Source organism: Streptacidiphilus sp. BW17 (assembly GCF_041262485.1).
Taxonomy (GTDB): domain Bacteria; phylum Actinomycetota; class Actinomycetes; order Streptomycetales; family Streptomycetaceae; genus Streptacidiphilus.
This window is the reverse complement of sequence record NZ_JBGCCR010000008.1, coordinates 193,452-217,509: the sequence shown is the minus strand read 5'-3', so window position 1 is coordinate 217,509 and position 24,058 is coordinate 193,452. Positions and strand designations below refer to the sequence as shown.

General features: G+C 70.2%; 23 protein-coding genes and 2 pseudogenes. 9 read left to right on the top strand and 16 right to left on the bottom strand.

What is annotated here, in order from left to right; genetic code table 11:
- Positions 1–78 precede the first annotated feature (78 nt).
- Positions 79–1,566: a sulfatase-like hydrolase/transferase gene (locus ABH940_RS12995; RefSeq protein WP_370062816.1), complete on the bottom strand. Its 1,488-nt coding sequence runs from the start codon at positions 1,564–1,566 to the stop codon at positions 79–81.
- 96 nt (positions 1,567–1,662) lie between these two features.
- Here ABH940_RS12995 and ABH940_RS12990 point away from each other — a divergent pair, with 96 nt between their 5' ends.
- A complete protein-coding gene (locus ABH940_RS12990) occupies positions 1,663–2,328 on the top strand; it encodes a TetR/AcrR family transcriptional regulator (RefSeq protein ID WP_370062814.1) in 666 nt (221 codons plus the stop codon).
- 67 nt (positions 2,329–2,395) lie between these two features.
- Here the strand turns inward: ABH940_RS12990 and ABH940_RS12985 are convergent, their stop codons facing one another.
- Both ABH940_RS12985 and ABH940_RS12980 read right to left on the bottom strand, forming a co-directional pair.
- The gene (locus ABH940_RS12985) at positions 2,396–2,914 is read right to left on the bottom strand and encodes an SRPBCC family protein (protein ID WP_370062812.1); all 519 of its coding nucleotides are present in this window, start codon (positions 2,912–2,914) and stop codon (positions 2,396–2,398) included.
- Positions 2,911–3,237 (bottom strand): ArsR/SmtB family transcription factor, encoded by a 327-nt coding sequence (locus ABH940_RS12980; protein ID WP_370105312.1) that lies wholly within the window; start codon positions 3,235–3,237, stop codon positions 2,911–2,913. The genes ABH940_RS12985 and ABH940_RS12980 overlap by 4 nt, the downstream gene beginning before the upstream one ends.
- 252 nt (positions 3,238–3,489) lie before the next feature.
- Between ABH940_RS12980 and ABH940_RS12975 the strand changes: the two genes are divergently transcribed.
- The 4 genes from ABH940_RS12975 to ABH940_RS12960 are packed head-to-tail and all read left to right on the top strand — an operon-like array spanning position 3,490 to position 7,011.
- Entirely contained in the window at positions 3,490–4,251 is a 762-nt protein-coding gene (locus tag ABH940_RS12975) for an enoyl-CoA hydratase family protein (RefSeq protein ID WP_370105311.1), read from the top strand.
- 11 nt (positions 4,252–4,262) lie between these two features.
- Positions 4,263–5,114, top strand: a complete 852-nt coding sequence (locus tag ABH940_RS12970) for a CoA transferase subunit A (protein WP_370105341.1) — start codon at positions 4,263–4,265, stop codon at positions 5,112–5,114.
- Complete coding sequence (locus tag ABH940_RS12965; RefSeq protein WP_370062804.1) at positions 5,114–5,863, top strand: CoA-transferase subunit beta; 750 nt, start codon at positions 5,114–5,116, stop codon at positions 5,861–5,863. The genes ABH940_RS12970 and ABH940_RS12965 overlap by 1 nt, the downstream gene beginning before the upstream one ends.
- The gene (locus tag ABH940_RS12960) at positions 5,860–7,011 is read left to right on the top strand and encodes an NAD(P)H-dependent flavin oxidoreductase (protein ID WP_370105310.1); all 1,152 of its coding nucleotides are present in this window, start codon (positions 5,860–5,862) and stop codon (positions 7,009–7,011) included. Before ABH940_RS12965 ends, ABH940_RS12960 begins: the two co-directional genes overlap by 4 nt.
- Positions 7,012–7,044: 33 nt before the next feature.
- Here ABH940_RS12960 and ABH940_RS12955 read toward each other — a convergent pair whose 3' ends face one another.
- Positions 7,045–7,512, bottom strand: a complete 468-nt coding sequence (locus ABH940_RS12955) for a winged helix-turn-helix transcriptional regulator (protein WP_370062800.1) — start codon at positions 7,510–7,512, stop codon at positions 7,045–7,047.
- 89 nt (positions 7,513–7,601) lie between these two features.
- On the opposite strand from ABH940_RS12955, the gene ABH940_RS12950 reads away from it, so the two are divergent.
- Positions 7,602–8,096, top strand: coding sequence for a PaaI family thioesterase (locus ABH940_RS12950; protein WP_370062798.1), 495 nt, complete (start codon positions 7,602–7,604; stop codon positions 8,094–8,096).
- Between the two features lie 46 nt (positions 8,097–8,142).
- Here the strand turns inward: ABH940_RS12950 and ABH940_RS12945 are convergent, their stop codons facing one another.
- The 3 genes and pseudogenes from ABH940_RS12945 to ABH940_RS12935 all read right to left on the bottom strand — a co-directional run bounded on the left by ABH940_RS12945 (position 8,143) and on the right by ABH940_RS12935 (position 9,648).
- Positions 8,143–8,931, bottom strand: a complete 789-nt coding sequence (locus ABH940_RS12945; protein ID WP_370062796.1) for an SDR family oxidoreductase — start codon at positions 8,929–8,931, stop codon at positions 8,143–8,145.
- Positions 8,932–9,032: 101 nt separating this feature from the next.
- Positions 9,033–9,366: pseudogene (locus ABH940_RS12940) on the bottom strand (acyl-CoA dehydrogenase family protein); the annotation flags it as partial.
- 123 nt (positions 9,367–9,489) lie between these two features.
- Positions 9,490–9,648, bottom strand: a complete 159-nt coding sequence (locus ABH940_RS12935) for a hypothetical protein (protein WP_370105309.1) — start codon at positions 9,646–9,648, stop codon at positions 9,490–9,492.
- Positions 9,649–9,805: 157 nt separating this feature from the next.
- Between ABH940_RS12935 and ABH940_RS12930 the strand changes: the two genes are divergently transcribed.
- Positions 9,806–10,528, top strand: coding sequence for a dienelactone hydrolase family protein (locus ABH940_RS12930; protein WP_370062794.1), 723 nt, complete (start codon positions 9,806–9,808; stop codon positions 10,526–10,528).
- A gap of 131 nt (positions 10,529–10,659) precedes the next feature.
- Here ABH940_RS12930 and ABH940_RS12925 read toward each other — a convergent pair whose 3' ends face one another.
- Positions 10,660–11,262 (bottom strand): chorismate mutase, encoded by a 603-nt coding sequence (locus ABH940_RS12925; RefSeq protein WP_370105308.1) that lies wholly within the window; start codon positions 11,260–11,262, stop codon positions 10,660–10,662.
- A 227-nt stretch (positions 11,263–11,489) separates the two neighbouring features.
- Between ABH940_RS12925 and ABH940_RS12920 the strand changes: the two genes are divergently transcribed.
- Together ABH940_RS12920 and ABH940_RS12915 are read left to right on the top strand one after the other, a co-directional pair.
- The gene (locus ABH940_RS12920; protein WP_370062790.1) at positions 11,490–13,121 is read left to right on the top strand and encodes an APC family permease; all 1,632 of its coding nucleotides are present in this window, start codon (positions 11,490–11,492) and stop codon (positions 13,119–13,121) included.
- A gap of 78 nt (positions 13,122–13,199) precedes the next feature.
- Complete coding sequence (locus tag ABH940_RS12915) at positions 13,200–13,562, top strand: 5-carboxymethyl-2-hydroxymuconate Delta-isomerase (protein WP_370062788.1); 363 nt, start codon at positions 13,200–13,202, stop codon at positions 13,560–13,562.
- 288 nt (positions 13,563–13,850) lie between these two features.
- Here ABH940_RS12915 and ABH940_RS12910 read toward each other — a convergent pair whose 3' ends face one another.
- The 8 genes and pseudogenes from ABH940_RS12910 to ABH940_RS12875 form a co-directional block, all read right to left on the bottom strand.
- Positions 13,851–15,272, bottom strand: coding sequence for an amino acid permease (locus ABH940_RS12910; protein WP_370105307.1), 1,422 nt, complete (start codon positions 15,270–15,272; stop codon positions 13,851–13,853).
- A gap of 178 nt (positions 15,273–15,450) precedes the next feature.
- On the bottom strand, positions 15,451–16,449 hold the full coding sequence (gap, locus tag ABH940_RS12905) for a type I glyceraldehyde-3-phosphate dehydrogenase (protein ID WP_370105306.1): 999 nt from the start codon (positions 16,447–16,449) through the stop codon (positions 15,451–15,453).
- Positions 16,450–16,601: 152 nt separating this feature from the next.
- Positions 16,602–17,558, bottom strand: a complete 957-nt coding sequence (locus ABH940_RS12900) for a GlxA family transcriptional regulator (RefSeq protein ID WP_370062782.1) — start codon at positions 17,556–17,558, stop codon at positions 16,602–16,604.
- A 152-nt stretch (positions 17,559–17,710) separates the two neighbouring features.
- Positions 17,711–19,432 (bottom strand): ABC transporter substrate-binding protein, encoded by a 1,722-nt coding sequence (locus tag ABH940_RS12895; protein ID WP_370062780.1) that lies wholly within the window; start codon positions 19,430–19,432, stop codon positions 17,711–17,713.
- A gap of 238 nt (positions 19,433–19,670) precedes the next feature.
- On the bottom strand, positions 19,671–20,846 hold the full coding sequence (locus ABH940_RS12890) for an ABC transporter ATP-binding protein (protein WP_370105305.1): 1,176 nt from the start codon (positions 20,844–20,846) through the stop codon (positions 19,671–19,673).
- A gap of 106 nt (positions 20,847–20,952) precedes the next feature.
- A pseudogene (locus tag ABH940_RS12885) lies at positions 20,953–22,084 on the bottom strand (ABC transporter ATP-binding protein).
- Positions 22,081–23,064, bottom strand: coding sequence for an ABC transporter permease (locus tag ABH940_RS12880; RefSeq protein ID WP_370105304.1), 984 nt, complete (start codon positions 23,062–23,064; stop codon positions 22,081–22,083). The pseudogene ABH940_RS12885 and the gene ABH940_RS12880 overlap by 4 nt, the downstream one beginning before the upstream one ends.
- 3 nt (positions 23,065–23,067) lie before the next feature.
- Complete coding sequence (locus ABH940_RS12875) at positions 23,068–24,054, bottom strand: ABC transporter permease (RefSeq protein WP_370062774.1); 987 nt, start codon at positions 24,052–24,054, stop codon at positions 23,068–23,070.
- Positions 24,055–24,058 lie beyond the last annotated feature (4 nt).

Sequence of the window (24,058 nt, the reverse complement as noted above, 5' to 3'; positions counted from 1 at the left end):
GCGGTCCGGGCAGTCCGGACCACACCGGACCGCACCGGTGCGAGGCATGGGGCCCGGGCACCACCCGAGTGGATTCCGCTACTCCAGCGGCGTGAGGTCGGTGCGCTCCAGTGCTCTCAACTGCGCGAAGTGCTCGCGGACCTGCGCCCGCCGCCCGCGGTCCATGGCGAGGTTCACGAGTTCGTGGGGGTCCTCCTGGAGGTCGTAGAGTTCGTGGTCGTTGTCGTCGAAGTCGGCGTCGGGGCCGAAGCGCATCTGTGACGGCACGAGCTGCTGGGGACCGTCGGCGGGCATGCCTCCGCCCACGCCGAAGTAGCGTGCGTACTTGTAGCGCCCGTCGAACATGCCGCGGATCGCGTACCGCGTCTGCTGGATCTGCCGGGTGTGCACGGCGTCATGGGCGAAGAGCACGTAGTCGCGGACCGAGGCGGCCGGGTCGCGGAACAGCGGGGAGAGATCGGTCCCCCGGAACGAGGCCTCCGGTCGCGCGCCGGCGAGCGAGCAGATCGTCGTGGCCAGGTCGACGTGCGAGGCCAGGGCGTTCGTCACGGTGCCGGCCCGGGTGACACCGGGGATCTTCACGTAGCAGGGCACGCGCATGATCTCGTCATAGACGAACGGCCCCTTGGAGCGCAGCCCGTGCGAGCCGCACATGTCGCCGTGGTCGGAGGTGAAGACGACGACGGTGTCGTCCCAGCCCCCTGAGGCCTCCAGCGCGCCGAGCACCGTGCCGAGGCTCTCGTCAGCGAGGCGGTGCAGTTGGACGTAGTAGTCGAGTTGGCGCAGCCAGGCGCGCTTGTCGGCGGGGTCGATCCGGCCCCACAGGCTGTGCTGCTGGTCGTACCGCCACTGCCGCTGGGTGTCGGGCTTGGTGTGCAGGTCGTCCTCGAAGTTGGCGGGAAGGTCGCTGAACACCCGCTCGTAGGGCTGCTCGTAGGGCGGGACGGCCTGTCCCCCGCCCCAGTCGCCGCCGTCGAGGAACTGGCGCACGAAGTCCAGCATCGCCGGGTTCGCGCGCTGGTACTCCGGCTGGTCGATCGGGTACCACATGACGTCGTGCGGGTTGACCAGCGCGACGGTGAGGAACCACGGGTCCGGCGCGTCGGCGTTCTGTCGCAGCCAGTGCGCGGCGTTGCGGGCGATGATCGGGTCGAAGTGCACGCCGGTGCCGGCCATGCCCATGAAGTGGTGGTCGTTGCCGTCCCAGTCGCCGTATCCGTAGGCCTCCATGTTCGGGTGTGCCGAGGCGGACAGGTGCCACTTGCCGAGGTAGGAGGTGCGGTAGCCGGCTTTCCGCAGGGCGCTGCCGATGGTCGGGACGCCCGGGTCCAGCTGCGGCTGCCAGGGAAGGATCACGTTCTCCGCGACCTGGTGCTGGGTGACGTACTGGCCGGTCATCATGGTGGCGCGCGACGGCGAGCACGGGGACGAGTGGGTCCAGTAGTTGGTGAACTCCAATCCTTCGGCGAGCAGTCGCTCGCGCCAGGGCAGCCGCACCGTGGGCGGGATCCAGCCGCGTTGCCGCTCCTGGTCGGAGACGACCAGGAGGATGTTGGGCTTCTTCACGCGTGAGCTCCTGACGCGGTCGCGAGAGCAACGTTGACGCACCGTCAGTTCTAACGCGAGTGCGTTAATCGTGCAAGATGCTCCACACTGGCCCGTGTGACTCCCGCATCCGACACCCGCGTGCGCCTGATCGAGGTGGCCGAGCAGCTCTTCGCCGAGCGCGGCATCCATGCCGTGTCCCTGCGCGAGATCGCGTCGGCCGCCGGCCAGCGCAACACCTCGGCCGTGGCCTACCACTTCGGCACCAAGCAGGCCCTGGTCGAGGCCGTCTACCAGCACCGCATGGCACCGACGAGCGAACGGCAACTGCGGCAGCTGGAACAGCTCGACGCAGAAGGGCGGGGCAAGGACCTGCGCGCGCTGGTCGAACTGCTCGTGCACTCCATGGCCGAGCGGCTGGACAGCCCCGAGCGGCCCAGCCGGTTCCTGCGGTTCGTCGTCAACGCCCTCTACGTGGAGGAGATAGCGCCGTACGACCTGGCCGCCCAGGAGTGGACGCACGGTATTGCGCTGATCCGGGCACGCATCGAGCAGGGTATGTCCGCGCTCTCGCTCTCCCCACGGGTCCGGGCCAACCGGTGGGAGTTCTTCGTCGGGCTCGTGCTGCACACCCTGGCCCAGCGCGAGCGACTCCTCGACACCTGTGCCGGCAGGAGCGGCACCACGCGCAGGAAACTCCCCAGCCAGAGCCTGCTGGTGGCGGACCTGGTCGACTCCGCCCTCGCCCTGCTGACCGCCGAGAGCTTCCCGACCATTCGGTGACTCCTCGTCAGTCTTCCCTGACCAGCACCTGGTTGACGGTCAGTCCGGCGGTCCCGCCGCTACCCACTCACGCCCGGTCCTCGGCAATCGCCTGGTAGACGGGCTTGAGTTCCAGCACCCGCTCCAGCCACTCGCCTCGTTCGCGTCCGGCCAGGTAGGCGGCCAGGTCTTCGGCGTGTGTCTGCCACCCGGCACCGTAGGCGGGGACGTATTCGAGCGGGAGGCCGCGTTCCTCGATGATCAGTCGGGTTCGACTGCCGACGGACGTGAGGTTCGCTTCCACGATGGTTTCGTTGGGCGTGCCCGGTTCGAAGGTAACCCGCAGGCGCCGGGGGGCGTCGCACACGTCGATGCGTCCGGGGCCCTCGTTGTCGCTGGTGAACTTCGCATGGATACGACCACCGAGGCGCAGCTCCCCGTCGACCACGGCGAGCCAGCGTGCCAGTCGGTCGGGGTCGGTCACCGCCGACCACAGGTCGTCGATGTCGGTGTCGTAGAAGTCTTCCATCGTCACCGCGCCCCTGCCGTCGTCGAGACGGCGCAGGCTGCCGATGATGCGGGGGTCGCGCCCGGTGGCACTGGTCATTGTTTGGCCTTTCGCTCTTGTTTTCCACGTGCGATTTCCGTGTGGAGATCACCCATGCGCCGTTCCCACAAGGCGCGATAGCGGCCTAGCCACTCGTCGAGCTCGGCCAGCGGCTCCAGGCGCAGGCTGTAGACCCGCCACTGCGCTTCCTGGCGCACCTCCACCAGGCCCGCCTCCCGCAGCACCCGCAGATGCCGGGAGACGCCGGGCCGGGCGATCGGCAGCACGGAGGCCAGTTCGTTCACGGTGGCCGGGTGATCCCGCAACACTTCCAGTACCGTCCGCCGACTCTCGTCGGACAGCGCGTGCAGCACAACGTCCATGGCAGCCAACGTACCCACTTGGGTACGTACCCGTCAAGGTACATGCGCGCCGACGCGCACCGAGGCTTCCAGCCAAGGCAATGGCGACAGGCGCGACACTCCGCCGAAGACCCCGGGGCGATGCCCGTGCCCACTCCTCCGGCCCCGCCGATGACGGGCATCACTCGTTTGGGCAGATCCGTTGCGGGCAGCCGTCCGCTCCCGTACCTTCACACCTAACAAATGTTTGGTTGAAAGGTAGCTGGTCGTCTCATGGCTGTCTCCACCTCGACGCCCGACAAGGGCGTGGCCGTCGTCACGGTCGATTTCCCACCCGTCAACGCCCTTCCGGTGCAGGGCTGGTACGACCTCGCCGCCGCCGTGCGGGCCGCGGGCGCGGACCAGGAGGTGCGCTGCGTCGTCCTGGCCGCCGCCGGGCGCGGCTTCAACGCGGGCGTCGACATCAAGGAGATGCAGCGCTCCGCCGGTCACGACGCGCTGATCGGCGCCAACCGCGGCTGCTACGAGGCGTTCGCCGCCGTCTACGAGTGCGAGGTGCCGGTGGTCGCCGCCGTCCAGGGCTTCTGCCTGGGCGGCGGCATCGGCCTGGTGGGCAACGCGGACGCGATCGTGGCCAGCGACGACGCCGTCTTCGGCCTGCCGGAGCTCGACCGCGGCGCGCTCGGCGCGGCCACCCACCTCGCCCGGCTGGTCCCGCAGCACCTGATGCGCACCCTGTACTACACCTCACGCACCGTCAGCGCCGAGGAGCTGCACCGGCACGGTTCGGTGTGGCTGGTCGTGCCGCGCGACGAGCTGGCGGCCTCCGCGCTGGAGCTGGCCCGGGAGATCGCCGCCAAGGACGGCTACCTGATCCGCCTCGCCAAGGCGGCGATCAACGGGATCGATCCGGTGGACGTCCACCGGAGCTACCGCTTCGAGCAGGGGTTCACCTTCGAGGCCAACCTGAGCGGGGTGGCCGACCGCCACCGGGACGCCTTCGTGACCGGCGAGGCCAAGGGGGAGGAACGTTGAGCGGCAAGATCATGACGCCGGATCAGGTGGTCGCCCGCCTGGAGAGCGGGATGACCGTCGGCATCGGCGGCTGGGGGTCCAGGCGCAAGCCGATGGCCCTGGTCCGCGCCCTGCTCCAGTCCGAGGTCACCGACCTCACCGTCGTCTCCTACGGCGGCCCCGACGTCGGGCTGCTCGCCGCGGCGGGCCGGATCCGCAAGCTGGTGGCCGCCTTCGCTACCCTGGACTCGATCCCGCTGGAGCCGCACTTCCGCGCGGCCCGCGAGCGCGGCGCCTTCGAACTGGTCGAGCTGGACGAGTCGATGTTCATGTGGGGCCTGACCGCCGCCGCCCACCGACTGCCCTTCATGCCCGCCAGGGCTGGTCTCGGCTCCGACGTCATGCGGGTCAACCCCCAGCTGCGGACGGTGACTTCGCCGTACGCGGACGGCGAGGAGCTGGTCGCCGTCCCCGCCCTGGAACTCGACGCGGCGCTGGTCCACGTCAACGCCGCCGACGCCCGAGGCAACGGCCAGTACCTCGGCCCGGACCCGTACTTCGACGACCTGTTCTGCGCGGCGGCCCGCGAGGCGTACGTGTCCTGCGAACGCATCGTCGACACCGCCGACCTGCTGAAGTCGGGCGCGCCGCAGACCCTGCTGATCAAGCGCTCCGACGTCACCGGCGTGGTCGAGACCCCGAACGGCGCCCACTTCACCTCCTGCCTGCCCGACTACGAGCGCGACGAGGCCTTCCAACGCGCCTACGCCGCAGCCGCCGCCGACCCGCAGGCCTGGGCGGCGTTCGCCGAACGCTTCCTGTCCGGGGACGAGGACGCCTACCAGGCCGCCGTCAGTGCTTTCCGTCAAGAGGAGCAGAATTGATGACCACTCGCGCCGAGTACTGCGTGGTGGCCTGCGCCGAGGCCTGGCGCGGCGACGGCGAGATCCTGGCCACGCCGATGGGCACCGTGCCCGCCGTCGGCGCCCGGCTCGCCCGGCTTACCTTCTCCCCCGACCTGCTGCTCACCGACGGCGAGGCGATGTTCATCGGCGACACCCCTGCGGTCGGCGCCAAGGCCGAGGTCGTCGAGGGCTGGCTGCCCTACCGCCTGCACCTGTCCATGGTGGCGGGCGGGCGGCGGCACGTGATGATGGGCGCCAGCCAGATCGACCGGCACGGCAACCAGAACATCTCCTGCATCGGCGACTGGGCCCGACCCGACCGTCAACTGCTCGGCGTGCGGGGGGCTCCGGTCAACACCGTCAACAACCCGACCAGTTACTGGGTGCCCAAGCACTCCCCGCGGGTCTTCGTGGACAAGGTCGACATGGTCTGCGGCGTCGGGTACGACCGCGCGGCTGCCGCGGGGCCGGCCGCGAGCCGCTTCCACGAGATCCGACGGGTCGTCAGCGACCTCGGCGTCTTCGACTTCGAGACCCCGGACCGCACCATGCGCCTCCGCTCGCTGCACCCCGGGGTGAGCGTCGAGCAGGTTCAGGCAGCCACCGCCTTCCCGCTGGTCGTGCCGGACGAGGTGCCGGCCACCCGGGAGCCCACCGAGGCCGAGCTGCACCTGATCCGCGAGGTGATCGACCCGAAGCGGCTGCGCGATCGCGAGGTCCGGTCGTGAGCACCGACAGCGCACGCAGCGCCGCGAGCTTCGGGACCGCGCTGACCGAGCTCGTCGGCGTCCGCCACCCCCTCGTGCAGACCGGCATGGGCTGGGTCGCCGGGCCGCGCCTGGTATCCGCCACCGCGAACGCCGGGGCACTCGGCAACCTCGCCTCCGCCACCATGACGACCGATCATCTCCGCACCGCAGTGCGCGAGGTCAAGGAGCGCACCGACGCACCGTTCGGCGTCAACCTGCGCGCGGACGCAAGCGACGCCAGGGACCGCGTGCGGATCATCATCGAGGAGGGCGTTCGGGTCGCCTCCTTCGCACTGGCCCCCTCCCGCGAGCTGATCGCGGAGCTCAAGGACGCGGGCGTCGTCGTCATCCCCTCCATCGGCGCCCGGCGGCACGCCGAGAAGGTCGCCGCCTGGGGCGCGGACGCCGTGGTGGTGCAGGGCGGTGAGGGCGGCGGCCACACCGGCGCCGTCGCCACCACCGTGCTGCTGCCGCAGGTGGTCGACGCGGTGGACATCCCGGTGATCGCGGCCGGCGGCTTCCACGACGGACGCGGGCTGGTGGCCGCGCTGGCGTACGGCGCCGCCGGGGTCGCCATGGGCACCCGGTTCCTGCTCACCTCGGACTCCACCGTCCCGGACGCCGTCAAGGCCCGCTACCTCGCCGCGTCCGTGCAGGACGTCACCGTCACCACCAAGGTGGACGGCCTCCCCCACCGGATGCTGCGCACCGACCTGGTCGACGGCCTGGAGCGCTCCGGCCGGACCAGCGCCCTGCTCCGCGCGGTGCGGCACGCCGCGGCGTTCCGCAGGATCTCCGGCATGAGCTGGTCGGCCATGGTCCGCGACGGCCTGGCGATGAAGCACGGAAAAGATCTGACGTGGAGTCAGATCTTGCTGGCCGCCAACACCCCGATGATGCTCAAGGCCGCCATGGTGGACGGCCGTCCCGACCTCGGGGTGATGGCCGCCGGCCAGGTGGCGGGTCTGATCGAGGATCTTCCGTCCTGCAAGGAGCTGGTGGAACGCATCATGACCCAGGCCGCGGACACAGTCGCCGCCCTGGCATGTCCGCCACAGTTGCCAGCGTGCCGCGCAGCGTCCAACCCAGTCCGCCGGCCCGACGGCCCGGTGCTCCCACCCGGATGAACGGGTCGCGGCATCATCTGACGTGATGTCAGTTCACGGCAGCGGCCGGGCCGACGCCGTCAAAGTCGCGCGCGCTTGGCGCGGGGTGAGCGGTCCGTGCCCGTCAGCGCAGTGGACGACGACTTCGAGCGGCGCCTCGCAGTCACGGTGGCTGACTTCCAGGGGCGGGCCGTCCGGATCCGCGGCCCAGCGGTCCCCCCACTGCTTGAGGGCGATGATCGCCGGCCACAGGTCCCAGCCCTTCTCGGTAAGTCGGTACTCGTGGCGGGTGCGGCTGCCGGGCTCGCGATAGGGGACGGCCGTCAGGATGCCGGCGGAGACGAGCTTGCGCAGCCGGTCCGAGAGCACGGCCTCGGAGAGCCCGACGTGCCGGCGGAAGTCGTCGAAGCGGCGCACGCCGTTCATCGCGTCCCGCAGGACGAGCAGGGCCCACCGCTCGCCGACGAGGTCGACGGCCCGCTGGACGGTGCAGTTCTCGGTGCTCGTCTCCAGCCACGTCATGGACCCATCCTAGGCTGACTTCGGGATTGACATCCAGATGCGCGGATGGCTAGCTTCGAAAAGTGAAGTCAGCTGAAGAGGGGCAGGACATGACCAGGTCGCGCACGTATGGCTGGCAGGATCCCGGTATCACCGCGTCGGCCGTCGGGGACGGGAGCGGGCTGGAGTTCCTGCGGCGGCTCCTCGCCGGCGAGCTGCCGCCGCCTCCGCTCGCCGAGACCCTGGGATTCACCCTGGACCAGGTCGAGTTCGGCCGCGCGGTGTTCGTCCTGGAGCCGGGCGAGGAGCACTACAACCCCATCGGCAGCGTCCACGGCGGCGTCTACGCCTCGCTGCTGGACTCGGCCGCCGGCTGCGCGGTCCAGTCCGTGCTCCCGGCCGGCACGGGCTACACCTCGCTCGACCTGAACGTGAAGTTCCTGCGCCCGATCACCGTCGGCACTGGCAAGATCCGCGCGGTCGGCACCGTCCTCAACCAGGGACGGCGCACCGCCCTCGCCCAGGCCGAACTCCTCGACTCCGAGGACCGGCTGCTCGCCCACGCCACCAGCAGCTGCATGCTCTTCCCGGTGCCCCGAACCTGAGCCGAGGGAGCGAACGTCAATGCCGGCCGCCGGACGGCCTGCTCCTTCACGGATGCTGGCTGCTGACCGAGACCGTCTCCCCCGTCATGTACGACGAGTAGCCGCTGGCCAGGAAGACGATGACGTTGGCGATCTCCCAGGGCTCGGCGTAGCGGCCGAACGCCTCCCGGGCGGTGAGCTCCTCCAGCAGTTCCCGGGTGGTGACCTTGACGAGGTGCGGGTGCATGGCCAGGCTCGGCGACACGGCGTTGACGCGCACCCCGTAGCCCGCCGCCTCCACGGCCGCGCAGCGGGTCAGCGCCATGACGCCGGCCTTGGCGGCGGCGTAGTGGGCCTGACCGGCCTGGGCCCGCCAGCCGATCACGGAGGCGTTGTTGACGATCACTCCGCCGTCGCCTGCGGCCTTCATCCGCCGCAGCGCGGCACGCGTGCAGCGGAAGGTGCCGTTCAGGGTGACGTCGATGACCCGGTCCCACTGTTCGTCGGTCATGTCTACGAGTTCGGCGGTGCCGCCGAGGCCGGCGTTGTTGACGACGATGTCGAGGCGGCCGTGGCGTTCCTCCGCGAGGTCGTACAGTGCGGCGACCTGCTCCTCGTCGGTGACGTCGCAGCTGCGTCCGGCCACCCGGTCCGCGCCGAACTCCGCCGCGAGTTGGTCGACCGTCTCCTTGGTGCGGCGGGCGTGTGCGTCGCCGATGACGATGTCCGCGCCCTCCTCCAGCAGTCGGCGGGCGGTCGCACCGCCGATGCCGGCTCCGGCGGCGGCGGTGACCACGGCGGTGCGGCCGGTCAGCAAGCCGTGTGCGGGAACGTACTCGGGGGTCGTGGGCGTCATGCGCGAGCCTCCCTCGGCAGGCCGAGCACGCGCTCGGCGATGATGGTGCGCTGGATCTCGTCGGTACCGGCGTAGACGGTGTCCGGACGGGAGAAGAGGAGGTAGACCTCGTTGAACTCGCTGGTCCCCGTGAGCTGAACGATCGGCCGCACCTCGACGCCCGGCTGGTGCATGGGCACCAGCAAGTAGGACGGTCCCTGGTCGCGGCGTGATCGGGCGGCGGTCCGGGCGATGACGAAGCACCAGTCGGACTCGTCTGCCAGCGAGGTCCAGATCCTCTGGCCCGTCACCACCCGTGCATCGCGGACGAGTTCGGCGCGGGTGCTCGCCGATGTGGTTGACCCGGGCGGGCGCGTCGGCAAGCGCGTACTCACCGGCGAGGTTGCCCTTCAGCCAGTCCCGGATCTCGGCCCGGAAGGCGTCGACTGTGGTCATACTCAGCCCCTTGGCTCTCGAACGTGGCTCGCGACGCCCTAGGGGCACGCTAACCTACCAAACAGTTGTTAGAGAAGAGGGCGCAGGCTGGACGTCGCAGCCCGCCCCGATGGCGTAACCGGCTCAGGCCGCCGGCAGACCGAGGTCCATCGTCCCGACGGACGTGCCGTCCGCCAACCCCGGCAACAGCTCGGCGCAGGCCTCCGCGTCGCCGGAGGCGAGCAGCGCCTCCGGCGTGAACACCGCCGAACCGACGCAGGGCGAAACCTGTTTGCAGACCACGGCAACCCCTGCTTAGCTATGCCGAGACCGTGCAGGAGAACGAGGAGGTGGTACCCGTGAACACACAAACGACATGGGTGCTCCCCTCTGGGGTCATGGTCGGGCGATAGGTCGTCCGGGAGCGCCGTTTTTACGAGCACTCCCGAAAGGCACGACCATGGAATTCACTTCCGAGCAGCGTCTCGACGGCGTCGTCGAGCGCGAGTTCACCCTCGGCGAGATCCCCGGCACCCTGTGGATGCCCGGATCCGCCTCCGCACCGGTACCGCTGGTCCTGATGGCCCACAACAACGGCCTGCCCAAGAACGAACCCCGGCTGGTCGCCCGGGCCCGGCACACCGCGGCGAACGGCTACGCGGTGGCCTCCATCGACGCAGCTGGATGCGGTAGTCGGCCCCGTTCAGCCGCCGACGACCAGGCCCGCGCGGACCTCCGCAGGGCGATGCAGGCCGGCGAGCCGGTTGACGAGATCTTCGAGTCCTTCATCGGCCCGCTGGTCGACAAGGCGGTCCCGGACTGGCGGACCACCCTGGACGCCCTCCTTGAACTGCCCGAGATCGACGGCCCGGTCGGGTACTCGGGGTGGACCGCCGTCGGCATTCGGCTGGCGGTGGCCGAGCCGCGCATCGCGGCCGCGGGTTTCTTCGCCGGGGGTTACGTGCCCCGCGCCCAGCGCGAGGAAGCCCGGCAGCTCACCATTCCGCTGCTGTTCCTGCTGCAGTGGGACGACGAGGGGAACCCTCGGCAGCGCGCCCTGGACCTGTTCGACGCCTTCGGCAGCAAGGAGAAGACGCTGCACGCCAACATGGGCGGGCACACGGGCACCCCGTGGTTCGAGCTGAAGGACGGGAACCAGTTCTTCGGTCGGCATCTGAGGTGAGGCCGGGCCGTCAGGCCGACCGCAGACCCTAGGCGGTAAGCGGGCGGCGCTAGACGGCGTCGACCAGGATGCCGCTCGTCGAGGACAGGTCCCGGCCCTCCTCGACGAGCGGCATCCTGCCGTGTCGCGGATCAGTCGGCGCAGACCGACGGCAGGGCGCGGAGCAGAGCGGCGTAGTGAAGGGCGTCGAGGCTCTGCTGGTGCCGGGCGTGGACCGCCGCTGCGGTCAACTGCCCGTCGCAGGAGGGCGCCTGGCGGCTGGCTTCGGCCGCGGCGATGGCCTGGACGAGTTCGGTGCCGATGGTGTCGAGCTCGACCCGGATGGTGGCCAGGCTGGGCCTGATGGTCGGGACGAGCGACGGGTCGGCGTCCCACTCGGCGTACAGGGCGCGCTGGACGACCTTGTTGGCCTCGATCTGGTCGCGGAAGATCTTCGCGACCGGCGCGGGGTCGATACCCAGAGCCGTGGCCTGCTGCTCGGCGGTGGCGATCTCGGCCGCCTCGCGCGCCGGGTCGTCGATCGGGCTGCCGGTCCCGTATTTGGCCGCCGCCACCTGGTCGCCCACCTCGACCCGCTGCGCGGACAGCGCCGCGATGGTCTCCAACGGCGTCGTCCTCGGCGCGGCGGCAGCGGAGCCCGCTCCGAGCCCGACCCCCGCTGCCGCGGTGGTGAGCAGCAGTGCCGCACCGACGACGGTGGCCGTCGATCGCCTCGACGTGATGAACAGTCGCACAGGAATCCCCCAGTCGTGTACGGAATGTCGCGCCGATCCTACCGGCGGGAATCGCGGCAACGCGGCGATTCGGCGGGATTTGCCTTCCCGCGCAGACACTGCCCCGATGCCGGCCCGCCGAGTGTCGCCGCGGCACCCCGGGTGGGCAGGAATCGGGGAATCGAGTGATCATAGGGACACGTCTCCGACCGCGGTCCGGCGCTGCACGAGCGCCTGGAGGTTTCACCATGGGTGCCTCGTCTCCGACTCCTGAGTCCTCCGAACCGTCTGATTCGTCGTGGGGCCTGGGCGCGTCCGTCGTGCCCGGTGAGGTCTCCGGTTCCGGTTCGGGCGAGAAGGGTCTGCGGGGCAACGCCCTCGGCCTGTTCTCCTCGGTGGCGATCGGCCTGGCGTCGACCGCACCCGCCTACAGCCTGGCGGCGACGCTCGGACTGATCGTCGTCGGCGTCGGTCTGCAGGCGCCGATCATCACCATCCTGGCGTTCATCCCGATGCTGCTGATCGCCTATGCCTACAAGGAGATGAACGCGGTCGACCCGGACTGCGGCACCACCTTCACCTGGGCCGCCCGGGCCTTCGGGCCCCGCACCGGGTGGATGGGCGGCTGGGGCATCATCATCGCCGACATCATCGTCATGGCCAATCTGGCCCAGATCGCCGGCATCTACGGCTTCCAGCTCGTGGGCCACGCGAACCTCGCTTCGAGCACGCTGTGGACGACCGTGGCCGGGGTCGTCTGGATCGTCCTGATGACCTTCATCTGCTACATCGGCATCGAGATCTCCGCGGCGCTGCAGCGCGTCCTGCTCTGCGTCGAGGTCGCCATGCTGGCGCTCCTTTCGGTGACCGCGCTGGTCAAGGTCTACAGCAGCCACGCGCCCGCGACGGCGATCCGCGTCTCGGGCTCGTGGTTCAACCCCTTCCAGGTGTCCTCCCCGAGCGCGCTGACCGCCGGCGTCCTCGCCGCGGTCTTCATCTACTGGGGCTGGGACACGGCCGTCTCGGTCAACGAAGAGACCGCCGACAAGTCGCGCACCCCCGGCCGGGCGGCGGTGCTCTCGACGGTCATCCTGCTGTTGATCTACGCCCTGGTCTCCACCTCGGCGCAGGCTTTCGCGGGCGTTGGCGACAAGGGCATCGGGCTGACCAACCCGGACAACTCCGGCGACGTGCTCTCCGGCCTCGGCGGAGCCGTCTTCGGCACCTCGGGGCTCGGCTGGTTCCTGTCCAAGCTGCTGATCTTCATGGTGCTCACCTCAGCCGCCGCCTCGACCCAGACCACGATCCTGCCGACCGCGCGCACCAGTTTCTCCATGGCCTTGCACAAGGCCATCCCCTCGCAATTCGGCCGGGTGCACCCGCGCTTCGCCACCCCGACATGGTCCACGGTGGGGATGGGCCTGGTCTCCATCGCCTTCTACGTCCTGCTGACCCGGATCAGCAGCAACGTTCTCGCGGACTCGATCTCCTCGGTCGGCCTCGGCATCGCGTTCTACTACGGACTGACCGGTTTCGCCTGCGCCTGGTACTTCCGCAAGGTGCTGCGCCGCAGCGCCCGCGATCTCTGGTTCAAGGGCATCCTGCCGCTGCTCGGCGGCGTCATACTGCTGTACTTCTTCTGCTACGCCGCCTTCGACGTCTACGCCGACCCGAACTACGGCCACACCACCATGACGCTGCCCGTGGTCGGCAAGGTCGGCGGCGTCTCCGTGATCGGCATCGGCGCGCTGGTGCTCGGCCTCGTGCTGATGCTCATCCAGTGGGCCGTCCAGGGCTCCTGGTTCCGCAACCCCGACGTGCCGGTCGGCGCGGCCACGGTGGAAGAGCTGGAAGCCGCAGAGTCCGCACCGCCGGACTGAGCGACCACGATGCGATGCGGCGGGTCATCGCGCAGACCGCGGGCCCCACCGAAGAGGTCCACGTGGTAAGAGTTCCTCATGCCGCAGATCACCGTTGAGTACTCCGCCGAGCTGACCGATGCTTTCGACCGGCGAGGTTTCACCCTCGCCCTGCACCCTCTGGCGGCGGACCTGCTCGACGGTCCGCTGGACGACTTCAAGACCAGGTTCTACGCAAGCGGGGAGAGCGTCATCGGGGAGGGCTCCGGGAGTAACGCGATGATCCACGTGGAGCTTGCGATCCTGTCGGGGCGCACGCCCGAGACCAAGCAAGAGCTTGGCCGCACCGCCCTGGAGACAGCCAGCCGCTACCTTGCGCCGGTGCCCGGCTTGACCGTCCAGGTGACAGTCGAGGTACGCGACATCGACCGGGTCAACTACCACAAGCGTGTCGTGGTGTGACGGGGACGGTTCTGTGTGGCGGACCGTCAGCGGCCTGGGCGGCGCTGTGCGATCGACTCGATCGCACAGCGAACACAGGCGCAGGGCGCGGCGGTGCGAGGGCCGTTGCACGGGCTGGCCGCTTCATCCCACGCACCGCGGCGAGGATCACCCCATGCACACGAGCGCCCGGCAGGGGGGCCGTTGGCCCCAGCCACCGTCGAAGGCGGTCGAGGACGTCGAGGTTCGCTAACCCGAAAGCCCCGCCGCACGGCGAGTGCCGCCAGGAGACGGCACTCGCCGATTCGGTCAGCGGGTGGAATCGGAGGCCGCCGCGCGCCGACGTTGCACGATCGGGGCGGCCGTCAGCACGACGGCTGCGGCCACCAGCGAGAGCACCATCTGCATCCGGCCGGCGGACGTGGTGAACATGTATGCCATCACGAAGCAGATCAGTCCGATGGTGGCCCAGGTCAGGTACGGGTAGAGCCACATCCGGACGGTCAGCTTCTCGGGCGACTCGCGCTCGATGATCTTCCGCATCCGCAGCTGGGACAGACAGATCACCAGCCAGACGAACAGCGCCACGGCGCCGGAGGAGTTCAGCAGGAAGCTGAACACCGTGTCAGGCGAGGTGTAGTTGAAGAACACCGCGACGAAGCCGAAGACCACCGAGGCGAGGATCGCCGCGTGCGGCACACCACGTCGGCTGACCTTGGCGAAGGCACGCGGGGCGTCACCGCGCTGCCCGAGCGAGAAGGCCATCCGGGAGGCGGTGTACAGGCCCGAGTTGAGGCACGAGAGCACGGCCGTGAGCACGATGACGTTCATCAGCTGCGCGGCGCCCGGGATGCCGACGTGCTCCAGGACCGCGACGTACGGGCTGCCCTTGACGGAGGCCGCGTCCCACGGGAGCAGGGTGACCACGATGAGGATCGAGCCCAGGTAGAAGACGCCGATCCGCCAGATCACGCTGTTGGTCGCCTTCGTCACGGCGCGGCGCGGGTCCGCGGTCTCGCCCGCCGCCAGCGTGACGATCTCGCTGCCCATGAAGGAGAAGACGACGGTCAGCATGCCGGTGAACACGGCGCCGACGCCGTGCGGCAGGAAGCCGCCGTGTCCGGTCAGGTTGTCCGTGCCGACCGCGTGGGTGCCGGGCAGCACGCCGAAGATCGCCAGGACGCCGACCACGATGAAGGCCGCGATCGCCACGACCTTGATCCCGGCGAACCAGAACTCGAACTCGCCGTACGAGGAGACCGAGCCCAGGTTGCTGACGGTCAGCACGGCGATCACGAGCAGGGCGAAGGCCCACTGCGGGACGCCGGGCAGCCAGCCGTGCAGGATCTTCGCACCGGCGGTCGCCTCGACCGCCAGCACCACCACCCAGAAGAACCAGTACAGCCAGCCGATGGCAAAGCCGGCCCAGCGGCCGAGTGCCCGGTCGGCGTAGGCGGAGAACGACCCGCTCTGCGGGTTGGCGGCGGCCATCTCGCCGAGCATCCGCATCACCAGCACGACCAGCACACCGGCCAGCGCGTACGAGAGCAGAATGCCCGGGCCGGCCGCCGCGATGCCGGCGCCGGAGCCGACGAACAGACCGGCGCCGATCACTCCGCCGATGGCAATCATGGACAGGTGGCGGCTCTTCAGCCCCGCCTGAAGGTGACCGCCTCCGGCCGCCTCGGTGGAGGCGGTCGGAGGAACCGGCCTTGAGGTCTCGGTACTCATGGATTGTGCTACCTCTCCTGCACGATGTGGTGTTCCGTGCAAACTCAGGAAAAGTAGCCCGACTATCCCCTAGATGTAACCCTCTGACCCAAATCGACAACATATGTTGAGGGTTATCTGAGGTTCCGCCCCTTCGGACGCCAGCGCGCCCCGGCGTCCTGGGCGCGCCGGCGTCCGGTCAGCGGGTGGCGAGGAGCTCGAGCGTGTCGATCACGCGGTTCGAGAAGCCCCACTCGTTGTCGTACCACGCGACCACCTTGACGTGGCGGCCGTCGACGCGGGTGAGGGCCGAGTCGAAGATCGACGAGGCGGGATTGCCCGTGATGTCGGACGACACGAGCGGGTCGTCCGAGTACTCCAGGATGCCGGCGAGCGGCCCCTGTGCTGCGGCGCGGTAGGCCGCCAGCACGTCGTCGCGGGTCACGTCGCGGGCGACGGTGGTGTTGAGTTCGACGATCGAGCCCACCGGCACCGGTACGCGGATCGAGTCGCCCGAGAGCTTGCCCTCGAGCTTCGGCAGCACCAGTCCGATCGCCTTGGCGGCGCCGGTCGTGGTCGGCACGATGTTGACGCCGGCGGCTCGGGCGCGACGGGGGTCGCGGTGCGGGCCGTCCTGCAGGTTCTGCTCCTGCGTGTAGGCGTGCACCGTCGTCATGAACCCGTGTTCGATACCGGCGAGTTCGTCGAGGACCGCGGCCAGCGGCGCGAGCGCGTTGGTGGTGCAGGAGGCGTTCGAGACGATCGTGTGCAGGTCCGGGTCGTAGGCGTCGGTGTTGACCCCGAAAGCGAGCGTGACGTCGGCGCCGTCCGACGGCGCGCTGACGAGCACCTTCTTCGCGCCCGCGTCGAGGTGCGCCCGGGCGGCCTTGGCCGAGGTGAAGCGGCCGGTGGCCTCCAGAACGATGTCGACGCCGAGTTCGGCCCAGGGCAGCTGGTCCGGTTCGCGCTCGGCCAGCACCGTGATCCGACGGCCGTCGACGACGAGGACGTTCCCGTCGACGCTCACCGGGCGCCCGAGCCGGCCGGCCGTGCTGTCGTAGGCGAGCAGGCGGGCGAGAGCGGCGGGCTCCGTCAGGTCGTTGACGGCGACGATCTCGAGGGCGCTGTCGCGCTCCAGCAGTGCGCGCAGCACGTTGCGCCCGATGCGGCCGAATCCGTTGATGGCGATGCGAGTCATTGAGTGATGTCCCTTCCCTTCCACTCCAGCCTCGCCTGCAGCTCAGACCGCTGACAGTGGCGGGATCGCCACGGTTCAAAAGGATCCCGCCAAGGATCCCGCCAACCCGGATTCCGCCCACCCGACCGCAGCGCGGTGTCCGGGCAGGCGGGTCACTCGCCCCGGGTGAAGGTGCGCCGGTACTCGCTCGGCGTGGTGCCGAGGATGCGCTGGAAGTGCAGGCGCAGATTCGCGCCGGTGCCGAGCCCGACGTCGGCGGCGATCTGTTCGACGCTGCGCTCCGAGCGCTCGAGCAGTGCGCGGGCCAGGTCGATGCGGGCGCGCATCACCCACTGCATCGGCGTGTAGCCGGTCTCCTCGACGAAGCGCCGGGAGAACGTGCGCGGCGAGACCCCCGCCTGCCGCGCCAGTATGTCGAGGGTGAGGGGCTCGCCGAGCCGGTGCAGCGCCCACTCCCGGGTCACGGCGAACCGCTCGCCGAGCGGCTCGGGGACGCTGCGCGGCACGTACTGGGCCTGGCCGCCGCTGCGGTAGGGAGCCGCGACCAGACGCCGGGCCGCGTGGTTGGACGCCGCCACTCCGAGGTCGCCGCGCAGGATGTGCAGGCACAGGTCGATGCCGGAGGCGGCGCCGGCGGAGGTGAGCACGCTGCCCTCGTCGACGAACAGCACGTTCTCGTCGACCCGGACGAGCGGATGCCTGGCCGCGAGGGCCCGCGTGTAGTGCCAGTGCGTCGTGGCGCGCCTGCCGTCGAGCAGGCCCGTGGCCGCGAGCGCGAACGCCCCCGTCGAGATGGCGGCCAGCCGCGCGCCCCGGTCGTGGGCGGCCAGCAGGGCGTCGACGACGGCCCGCGGCGGGTCGTCGCGGTCCGGGAACCGGTAGCCGGGGACGAAGACGACGTCGGCCCACGCAAGCGCGTCGAGCCCGTGGGCGACGTAGTACGCGAGGCCGTCGCCCCCGGTCACGAGGCCGGGCATCGCCCCGCAGACCCGCACCTCGTACGGCATGCTCGCGCGGGTCGTGAAGACCTGCGCGGGAATTCCGACATCGAGCGGCTTCGCCCCCTCGAGCACGAGGACGGCGACGCGATGAAGGCGGGAGGCTGACACAGGAAGAGGGTACGGCGGTCGCCCGGCTCCGCCGTCAACGCCTCGTACCGCGACAACTCCTGCCCCCGCAACGCGACTCCTCCGGCCTCGCCTCAGCCGGACCGGAAAGGCACTCCCGGGTCGGCTGAGGGAGGATCATCCGCTCCGCCGCGTCACTTGACGGGCGTGAGGTGCAGGATCATGTACTCGTAAGCCTGGTCCTGCGGGGACGGGTTGACGTAGGCGTCGGCCTGGGTGGGCCAGCCGGTGAAGTTCGCCGTGCTGAACTCGTACCAGGACGCGCCGTAGAGGACCGGAATCGCCGGCACGTCCGTCGAGAGCTGCTGCTGCAGGCTGTTCAGCGCGGCCTGCTGTGCCGCCGGGGTGGTGGCGTTCTCGTACGCCTGGACCGCTGCGTCTGCTGCGCTGCTCCGGTAGTGGCTGAAGTCGCCCGCCGACGGCTGACCGATGGGCGCGGACATGGTGGAGTCGATCATGAACTGGAGCCGCTGGAAGGCCGTGGTGCCCTGGCCCCAGTGCAGCGCCACGTCGTACTTGCCCGTGGTGATCGCGGTGTTCCAGCCGTTGTAGTCCATGTCACCGTTGATCTGCACGTCGAAGCCCAGCCCGTTCAGGGTCTGCTGCATGGACTTGGCGTCGCACCAGTAGTCGGTGAACGAGTTGGGGTCGATGATCGTGAACGAGATGGTCTTCCCGTTCTTGGTCCACTTCCCTCCGGCCTTGGCGTAGCCGTCGGCGGTCAGCAGGGACTGGACGGTGGCCGGGTCGGAGGAGGACTTCAGGTCGTTGGCGGTGGCCGGGTCGAGCGAGGACTGGTCCAGCGGCAGGGTCAGGCCACCGGACGAGGAGGCGGGCAGTTCGTAGTCGGTCTCGCACTGGCTGGCCATGGAGGCCCGGTCGATGGCCGCGCTGATGGCCTTGCGCACCGCCACGTCCGCGAGTGCGGGCGCGGTCGGGCTCTGGGTGTTCATCAGCAGCGCGACCGTGTTCCCGGCCGGGAAGTACGGCGCGGAGGACTGGAACAGGTGGTTGGTCTGCGGGTCCTTGGCGACGAACGAGGTCAGCACGTTGTTGATGTCGTTGCCGGCCAGGTCGAGCTGTCCCTGGGCGAGTGCGGTGGTGGCAGCGTCGTTACTGGCGTAGTTGGCCACGGCCACCTCGGGGACCTTGGCCTTGCCGCCCCAGTAGCCGGGGTTGGCCTTGTAGCTGACCTTCTGTGCGGTGAAGGCGTCGACGAGGTAGGGCCCGGTACCGATCGCCTGCGCGGACGGGATGACCGCGGTCGCCGGGTCGGAGACGGAGGACCACTGTGCCTTGGACACGATCAGCTGGTTGCCGATGGCCTGGGCGCCGGCCAGCTCCGGCGTGGCGAAGCTGAGGACCACTGTGTTCGCGTCCGGGGTGGTGATCGAGGAGGCCTTCGGCACGCCCTGCGTGTTGGCTGCGGCGTTGGCGGTCACCAGCTGGTAGGTGAAGGCGACGTCGGCGGAGGTGAAGGCGGATCCGTTGGACCACTTGACGCCGGGGCGCAGGTGGATGGTCGCGGTCCTGCCGTCGGTCGACCAGGTGATGCTGTTCGCGAGCCAAGGGGTGGGCGCCTGGCTCGGGTTGAGGGTGTCGTACTGCAGCAGCGGCTCGTAGATCAGCGAGTCGGTGTTCTGGGTGCGGCCGAGGGAGTTGCCGTCGAAGGGGTTGAAGTCCTCGGTGAAGGCGGTGGCGCCGGTGTTGTCCTCCAGATAGAGGGTCTCCGCCGCGACGTTGCCGCTCCCGCCCGAGCCGCCGGCCTTGGGGGAGGAACTGCCGCTGCAGGCCGTCAGGCCCATGCCGAGTGCGGCCATGACGGCCAGTCCCTTGATGGTGGTGCTGCGTCTCATTGTCGTACGCTCCTTGTGTCCGACCGGCGGGCGCCGGCTGTGGTGAGCGACCAGGTCCAGGTCCGTGAGCAGTGGTGCAGTGCGGTGACCCGACCGGTGCGAGCCGGACGGGTCACAGCTGTCGGAGGCGGATGACGCCTCGGGCGAGTTGGCCCTCGCCCGGGGCTCCGCGTCCGTCCTGCGGCAGAGGCCGCGCGGCTGTGGCGGCCCGGCTCAGACCGGGCCCGTGGTGTCCCCCTCAGCGGACGTCGGTGCTGTCTGCGTCTCCCGCCGACCGGACCGGCTCGGCGGCCGGCTCGGCGGCCGGCTCGGCGGCCGGATCGACGTCCGGGCTCGTCGCGTGCTCGGGGCCGAGCAGCCAGCAGGCGGCAACCTGCCGACCGTCGCCCGCACTTGGCACCTCCAGGGTCGGCGGTGCCTGCTGCGAGCAGAGCGGCATCGCGAAGGGGCAACGCGGGTGGAAGCGGCAGCCGCTGGGCGGGGAGACCAGACTGGGCGGCGCGCCCCGCCCGCGCAGGACCGGGGGTTCGGCCCGCTCCGGGTCAGGGGCGGCACTGAGCAGCAGCTGGGTGTACGGGTGGGCCGGTGCGTCGGTGACCCGCACCGCGTCGCCCGACTCGACGATCTGCCCCGCGTACATCACCACGATCGAGTCGGCGAGGTAGCGGGCCGAGGCGATGTCATGGGTCACGTAGAGGATCGCCAACTGCTCCCGCTCACGCAGCTCGTGGAGCAGGTTCAGCACGCCCAGCCGGATCGACACGTCGAGCATGGAGACCGGCTCGTCCGCCAGCAGCACCTCCGGCCCGACAGCCAGGCCGCGTGCGATGGCGACGCGTTGGCGCTGCCCGCCGGAGAGCTCGTGCGGGTACTTGTCCACGTAGTTCTCGGCGGGAGTGAGCGAGACGCGCTCCAGAAGTTCGAGCACCTGCCGCTCCAGCGCCTCGCGGCCGAGGCGGCGCCCGGCGTGGAGCTTGAGCGGTCGCTCCAGGTGGTAGCGGACGGTGTGCACGGAGTTGAGCGAGGAGAACGGGTCCTGCAGCACCAGGTGCACCCGGCTGGCGTAGGCGCGGCGGGACCGGGCGTCGCCGCGCACCCGCTCACCGTCCAGCAGCAGCTCGCCCGAGGTCGGGGTGATCAGCTGGGTCAGCAGCCGGGCCAGGGTGGACTTGCCGGAGCCGCTCTCACCGACCACCGCGGTGACTGTGCCGCGCGGCAGGGCGAGGGAGATGTCCTCGACGGCGTGCACGATCCCGGCACCGCGGCCGAGGCCGCCGTGGACCGTGAAGTGCTTGGTCAGGTTGCGCGCCTCCAGAGCCGGAGTCCCCGGGCGCTCCGGCCCGTGAACCACCGGACCGGGACGGACGGCGCTTCCGGCGCTTCCGGTGGTCCCTGCGCTCACGGTGTCGGTCATGAGGAGCTCCCGAGGGATGAGGTGCTTGCGGTCGTGTCGGCCGTCCCGCCGACCACGGACGCAGCCTCGACGGTCAGCGCGGCGGACGCCCGGACGGGCGAGGGGATCAGGGTCGGCGAGGGGAGGGAGAGGGCCTCCGGGGCGGGCTGCTGCCCGTCCTGCTGCCAGCAGGCGCTGACCCGGCTGGTCGACGGTGTCGCGTCCACGCGCTGCTGACTGGTCGTCAGGTCGACTGCCGGGGTGACCAGCGGCGGGAGGTCCTCGGCACAGCGGTCCTTCGCGAAGGGACAGCGCGGGTGGAAGGCGCAGCCGCCCGGCATCGAGCGCAGGCTCGGCGGGGAGCCGGGAATACCCTCCATCCGGACCCGCTCGCCGTGCAGGCTCGGGAAGGAGCCCTTGAGGCCGAGGCTGTACGGGTGGCGCGGGGCGCGGAACAGCTCGGCCGCGCTGGCGCGCTCCACGATCCGCCCGGCGTACATCACGGCGATCGAGTCGGCCAGCTCCAGCAGGAGCGACAGGTCGTGCGTGATGAAGACGACCGCGAAGCCGAGGCGTTCGCGCAGCCGCATCAGCTCTTCGAGGATCTCGCGCTGCGTCACCACGTCGAGCGCGGTGGTGGGTTCGTCCATGATGACGACCTGCGGCTCCAGCGCCAGCGACATCGCGATCATCACGCGCTGCCGCATGCCGCCGGAGAGCTCGTGCGGGTAGCTGCGCAGCCGGTCGGCGCTGATGCCGACCATCCGCAGCAGCTCCACCGCGCGCTCGCGCCGCTGGGTGGCACTCATCTGCCGCCGGTGCGCCTTGAGCACGTCGGTCAGCTGGGCGTCGATCCGGGCGACCGGGTTCAGCGCGTGCATGGCGCTCTGGAACACGACGGCCAGCTCCGACCAGCGGATCCGGCCCAGCTCCTTGACGTCGGCGGCCAGGATGTCGACGGTCTCTGCGGGTCCGGCGTCGGCGCCCTGCGGCCGGGAGTGGAACAGCACCTCGCCGCCGGTGATCACGCCGGGTGCGCGCAGCAGCCGGGTGAGCGCATAGGCGAGCGTCGACTTGCCCGATCCGCTCTCTCCGGCCAGGCCGAGCACCTCGCCGCGGTGCAACAAGAGGTCGACTCCGCTGACGGCGCGGACCGCGTCGGGACCGTAGCCGTAGTCCACGTCGAGACCGCGGACCTCGAGGACGACCTCGCGCCCGGTCTCCGCCCGGGGCGGGCTGACGGTCTGGGGCTGCGTCACGGTCGGGTTCCTTCCTCGGCGCGGACGACGGGGGTCAGGCCGAGCTGGAAGCGCGGTCCCCGGTTGCGCAGGCCCCGGCGGGTGCTGCGCATACGCGGGTTGACGATCTCGTCGATGCCGAAGTTGAGCAGTGCCAGGGCGATGCCGACGAAGGCGATGCAGAGGGCCGGCGGCCCGTACCACCACCAGGTGCCGCTGGTGGTGGCGCTGAACTGCTGGGCGGTGTTGAGCATGGTGCCCCACGAGGCGTTGGTCGGGTTGATCAGACCGAGCCAGGCGAGGGAGGCGTAGGCACCGACGCCGTAGATCACGGTGAAGATGAAGGACGAGGCCAGAATCGGCAGCAGGTTGGGGAGGATCTCGAAGAGGATGATCCTGCTCCGGCCCTCGCCGATGACCCGGGCCGACTCGACGTAGTCCTGGCTGCGCAGGGCCAGCGTCTGCGCCCGAAGTACCCGGGCTCCCCAGGCCCAGGCGCTCAGGGCGATGACCGCGCCGATCAGCAGCGGGTTGCCGGTGTCGCTGTCCGGCATCATCTTCATGACGACCATGAGGATCAGCAGACCGGGCAGGGCCAGGAAGATGTTGGTCAGGATCGACAGCACCTCGTCCGCCTTGCCGCCGAGGTAGCCGGCGCTGACCCCGACGAGCACGGACAGCACGGTGGCGACGATCCCGGCCACGAAGGCGATCAGCAGCGTGTCCCGGCCGCCGGCCAGGAGCTGTGAGAACAGGTCGTGCTGCTGGACGTCGGTGCCGAGCCAGAACTGTGCCGACGGCGGATGCGGGACGTTGTCCAGCGTGGACGCCTGCCAGTCGGGCGCGTGCGGGGCCACCATCGGCCCGAAGACCGCGAGCAGCACAAAGATGACCAGCATCAGCGAACCGATCGTCACCTTGGGCGAGCGCAGCCAGCGGGAGCGGCTGCCGCCGGAGGCGGAGCGCGGGCGACCTCGTCGCGGTCGGAGTGTCGGGGACACGGCTCAGGCCGCCCTTCTCGCGCGGGGGTCGAGCGCGACGTAGACGATGTCCGCGAGCAGGTTCGCACCGAGCACGGTGAAGGTGACGACCAGCAGGATTCCCTGCATCACGGGGTAGTCGGCGGCCTGGGCGGCGTTGAAGATCTCGCGCCCGACGCCGGCGTAGTTGAAGACGATCTCGGTGACGATGGAGCCGGTGACCACCAGGCTGATGGACAGCGCGAAGTTGGAGATGCTGGGCAGCAGTGCGTTCCGGGCCGCCACCGCGACCACGCGCCACTGGGGCAGGCCCTTGGCGGCGGCGACCAGGACGTAGTCCTCGTCCATGGTCGTGATCATCATGTTGCGCATCCCGATGATCCACCCGGCGATGGAGGCCAACGCCACGGTGGCGGCGGGCAGGGCGCCGTGTTCGATCACGTTGCCGATGAAGGGCAGGTTCCACCCCGGTGTCACCGTCGCGTAGCGGCCGGTGTCGTAGGCTCCGCCGGTCGGGAGGACCCCCCAGTAGAAGCCGAAACTCAGCATCAGCAGCGAGGCGAGGATGAAGTACGGGACCGCCTGGAAGAAGGTGGCCGCCGGCAACAGCGAGTCCAGCAGCCCACTGCGCCGCCAGCCCGCCAGGACGCCGATCAACGTGCCGACCAGAAAGGCGATCACGGTGGCCGAGCCGACCAGGCCGATCGTCCAGGGCAGGTCGTTGGCCAGCACCGTGGAAACCGGTGTGGACAGCGAGCTGGAGACACCCAGGTCGCCGTGGGCCAGGTTGCCCAGATACGTTAGGTACTGCCCGACCAGGCTCTGGTGTCCCCCGCCGTACTGGGCCTCCAGGGCCTGGAGCTGAGCCTGGGTCAGCGAGGCGGTGTTCATCTTGGCAAGGAAGTTCTGCAAGGCGCTGCCCGGCACCATCCGGGGGATGAAGAAGTTCAGGGTGATCGCCGCGACGGCGGCTATCAGGTAGAACCAGAGCCTTCTCAGGAGAGCTCGCATGCTG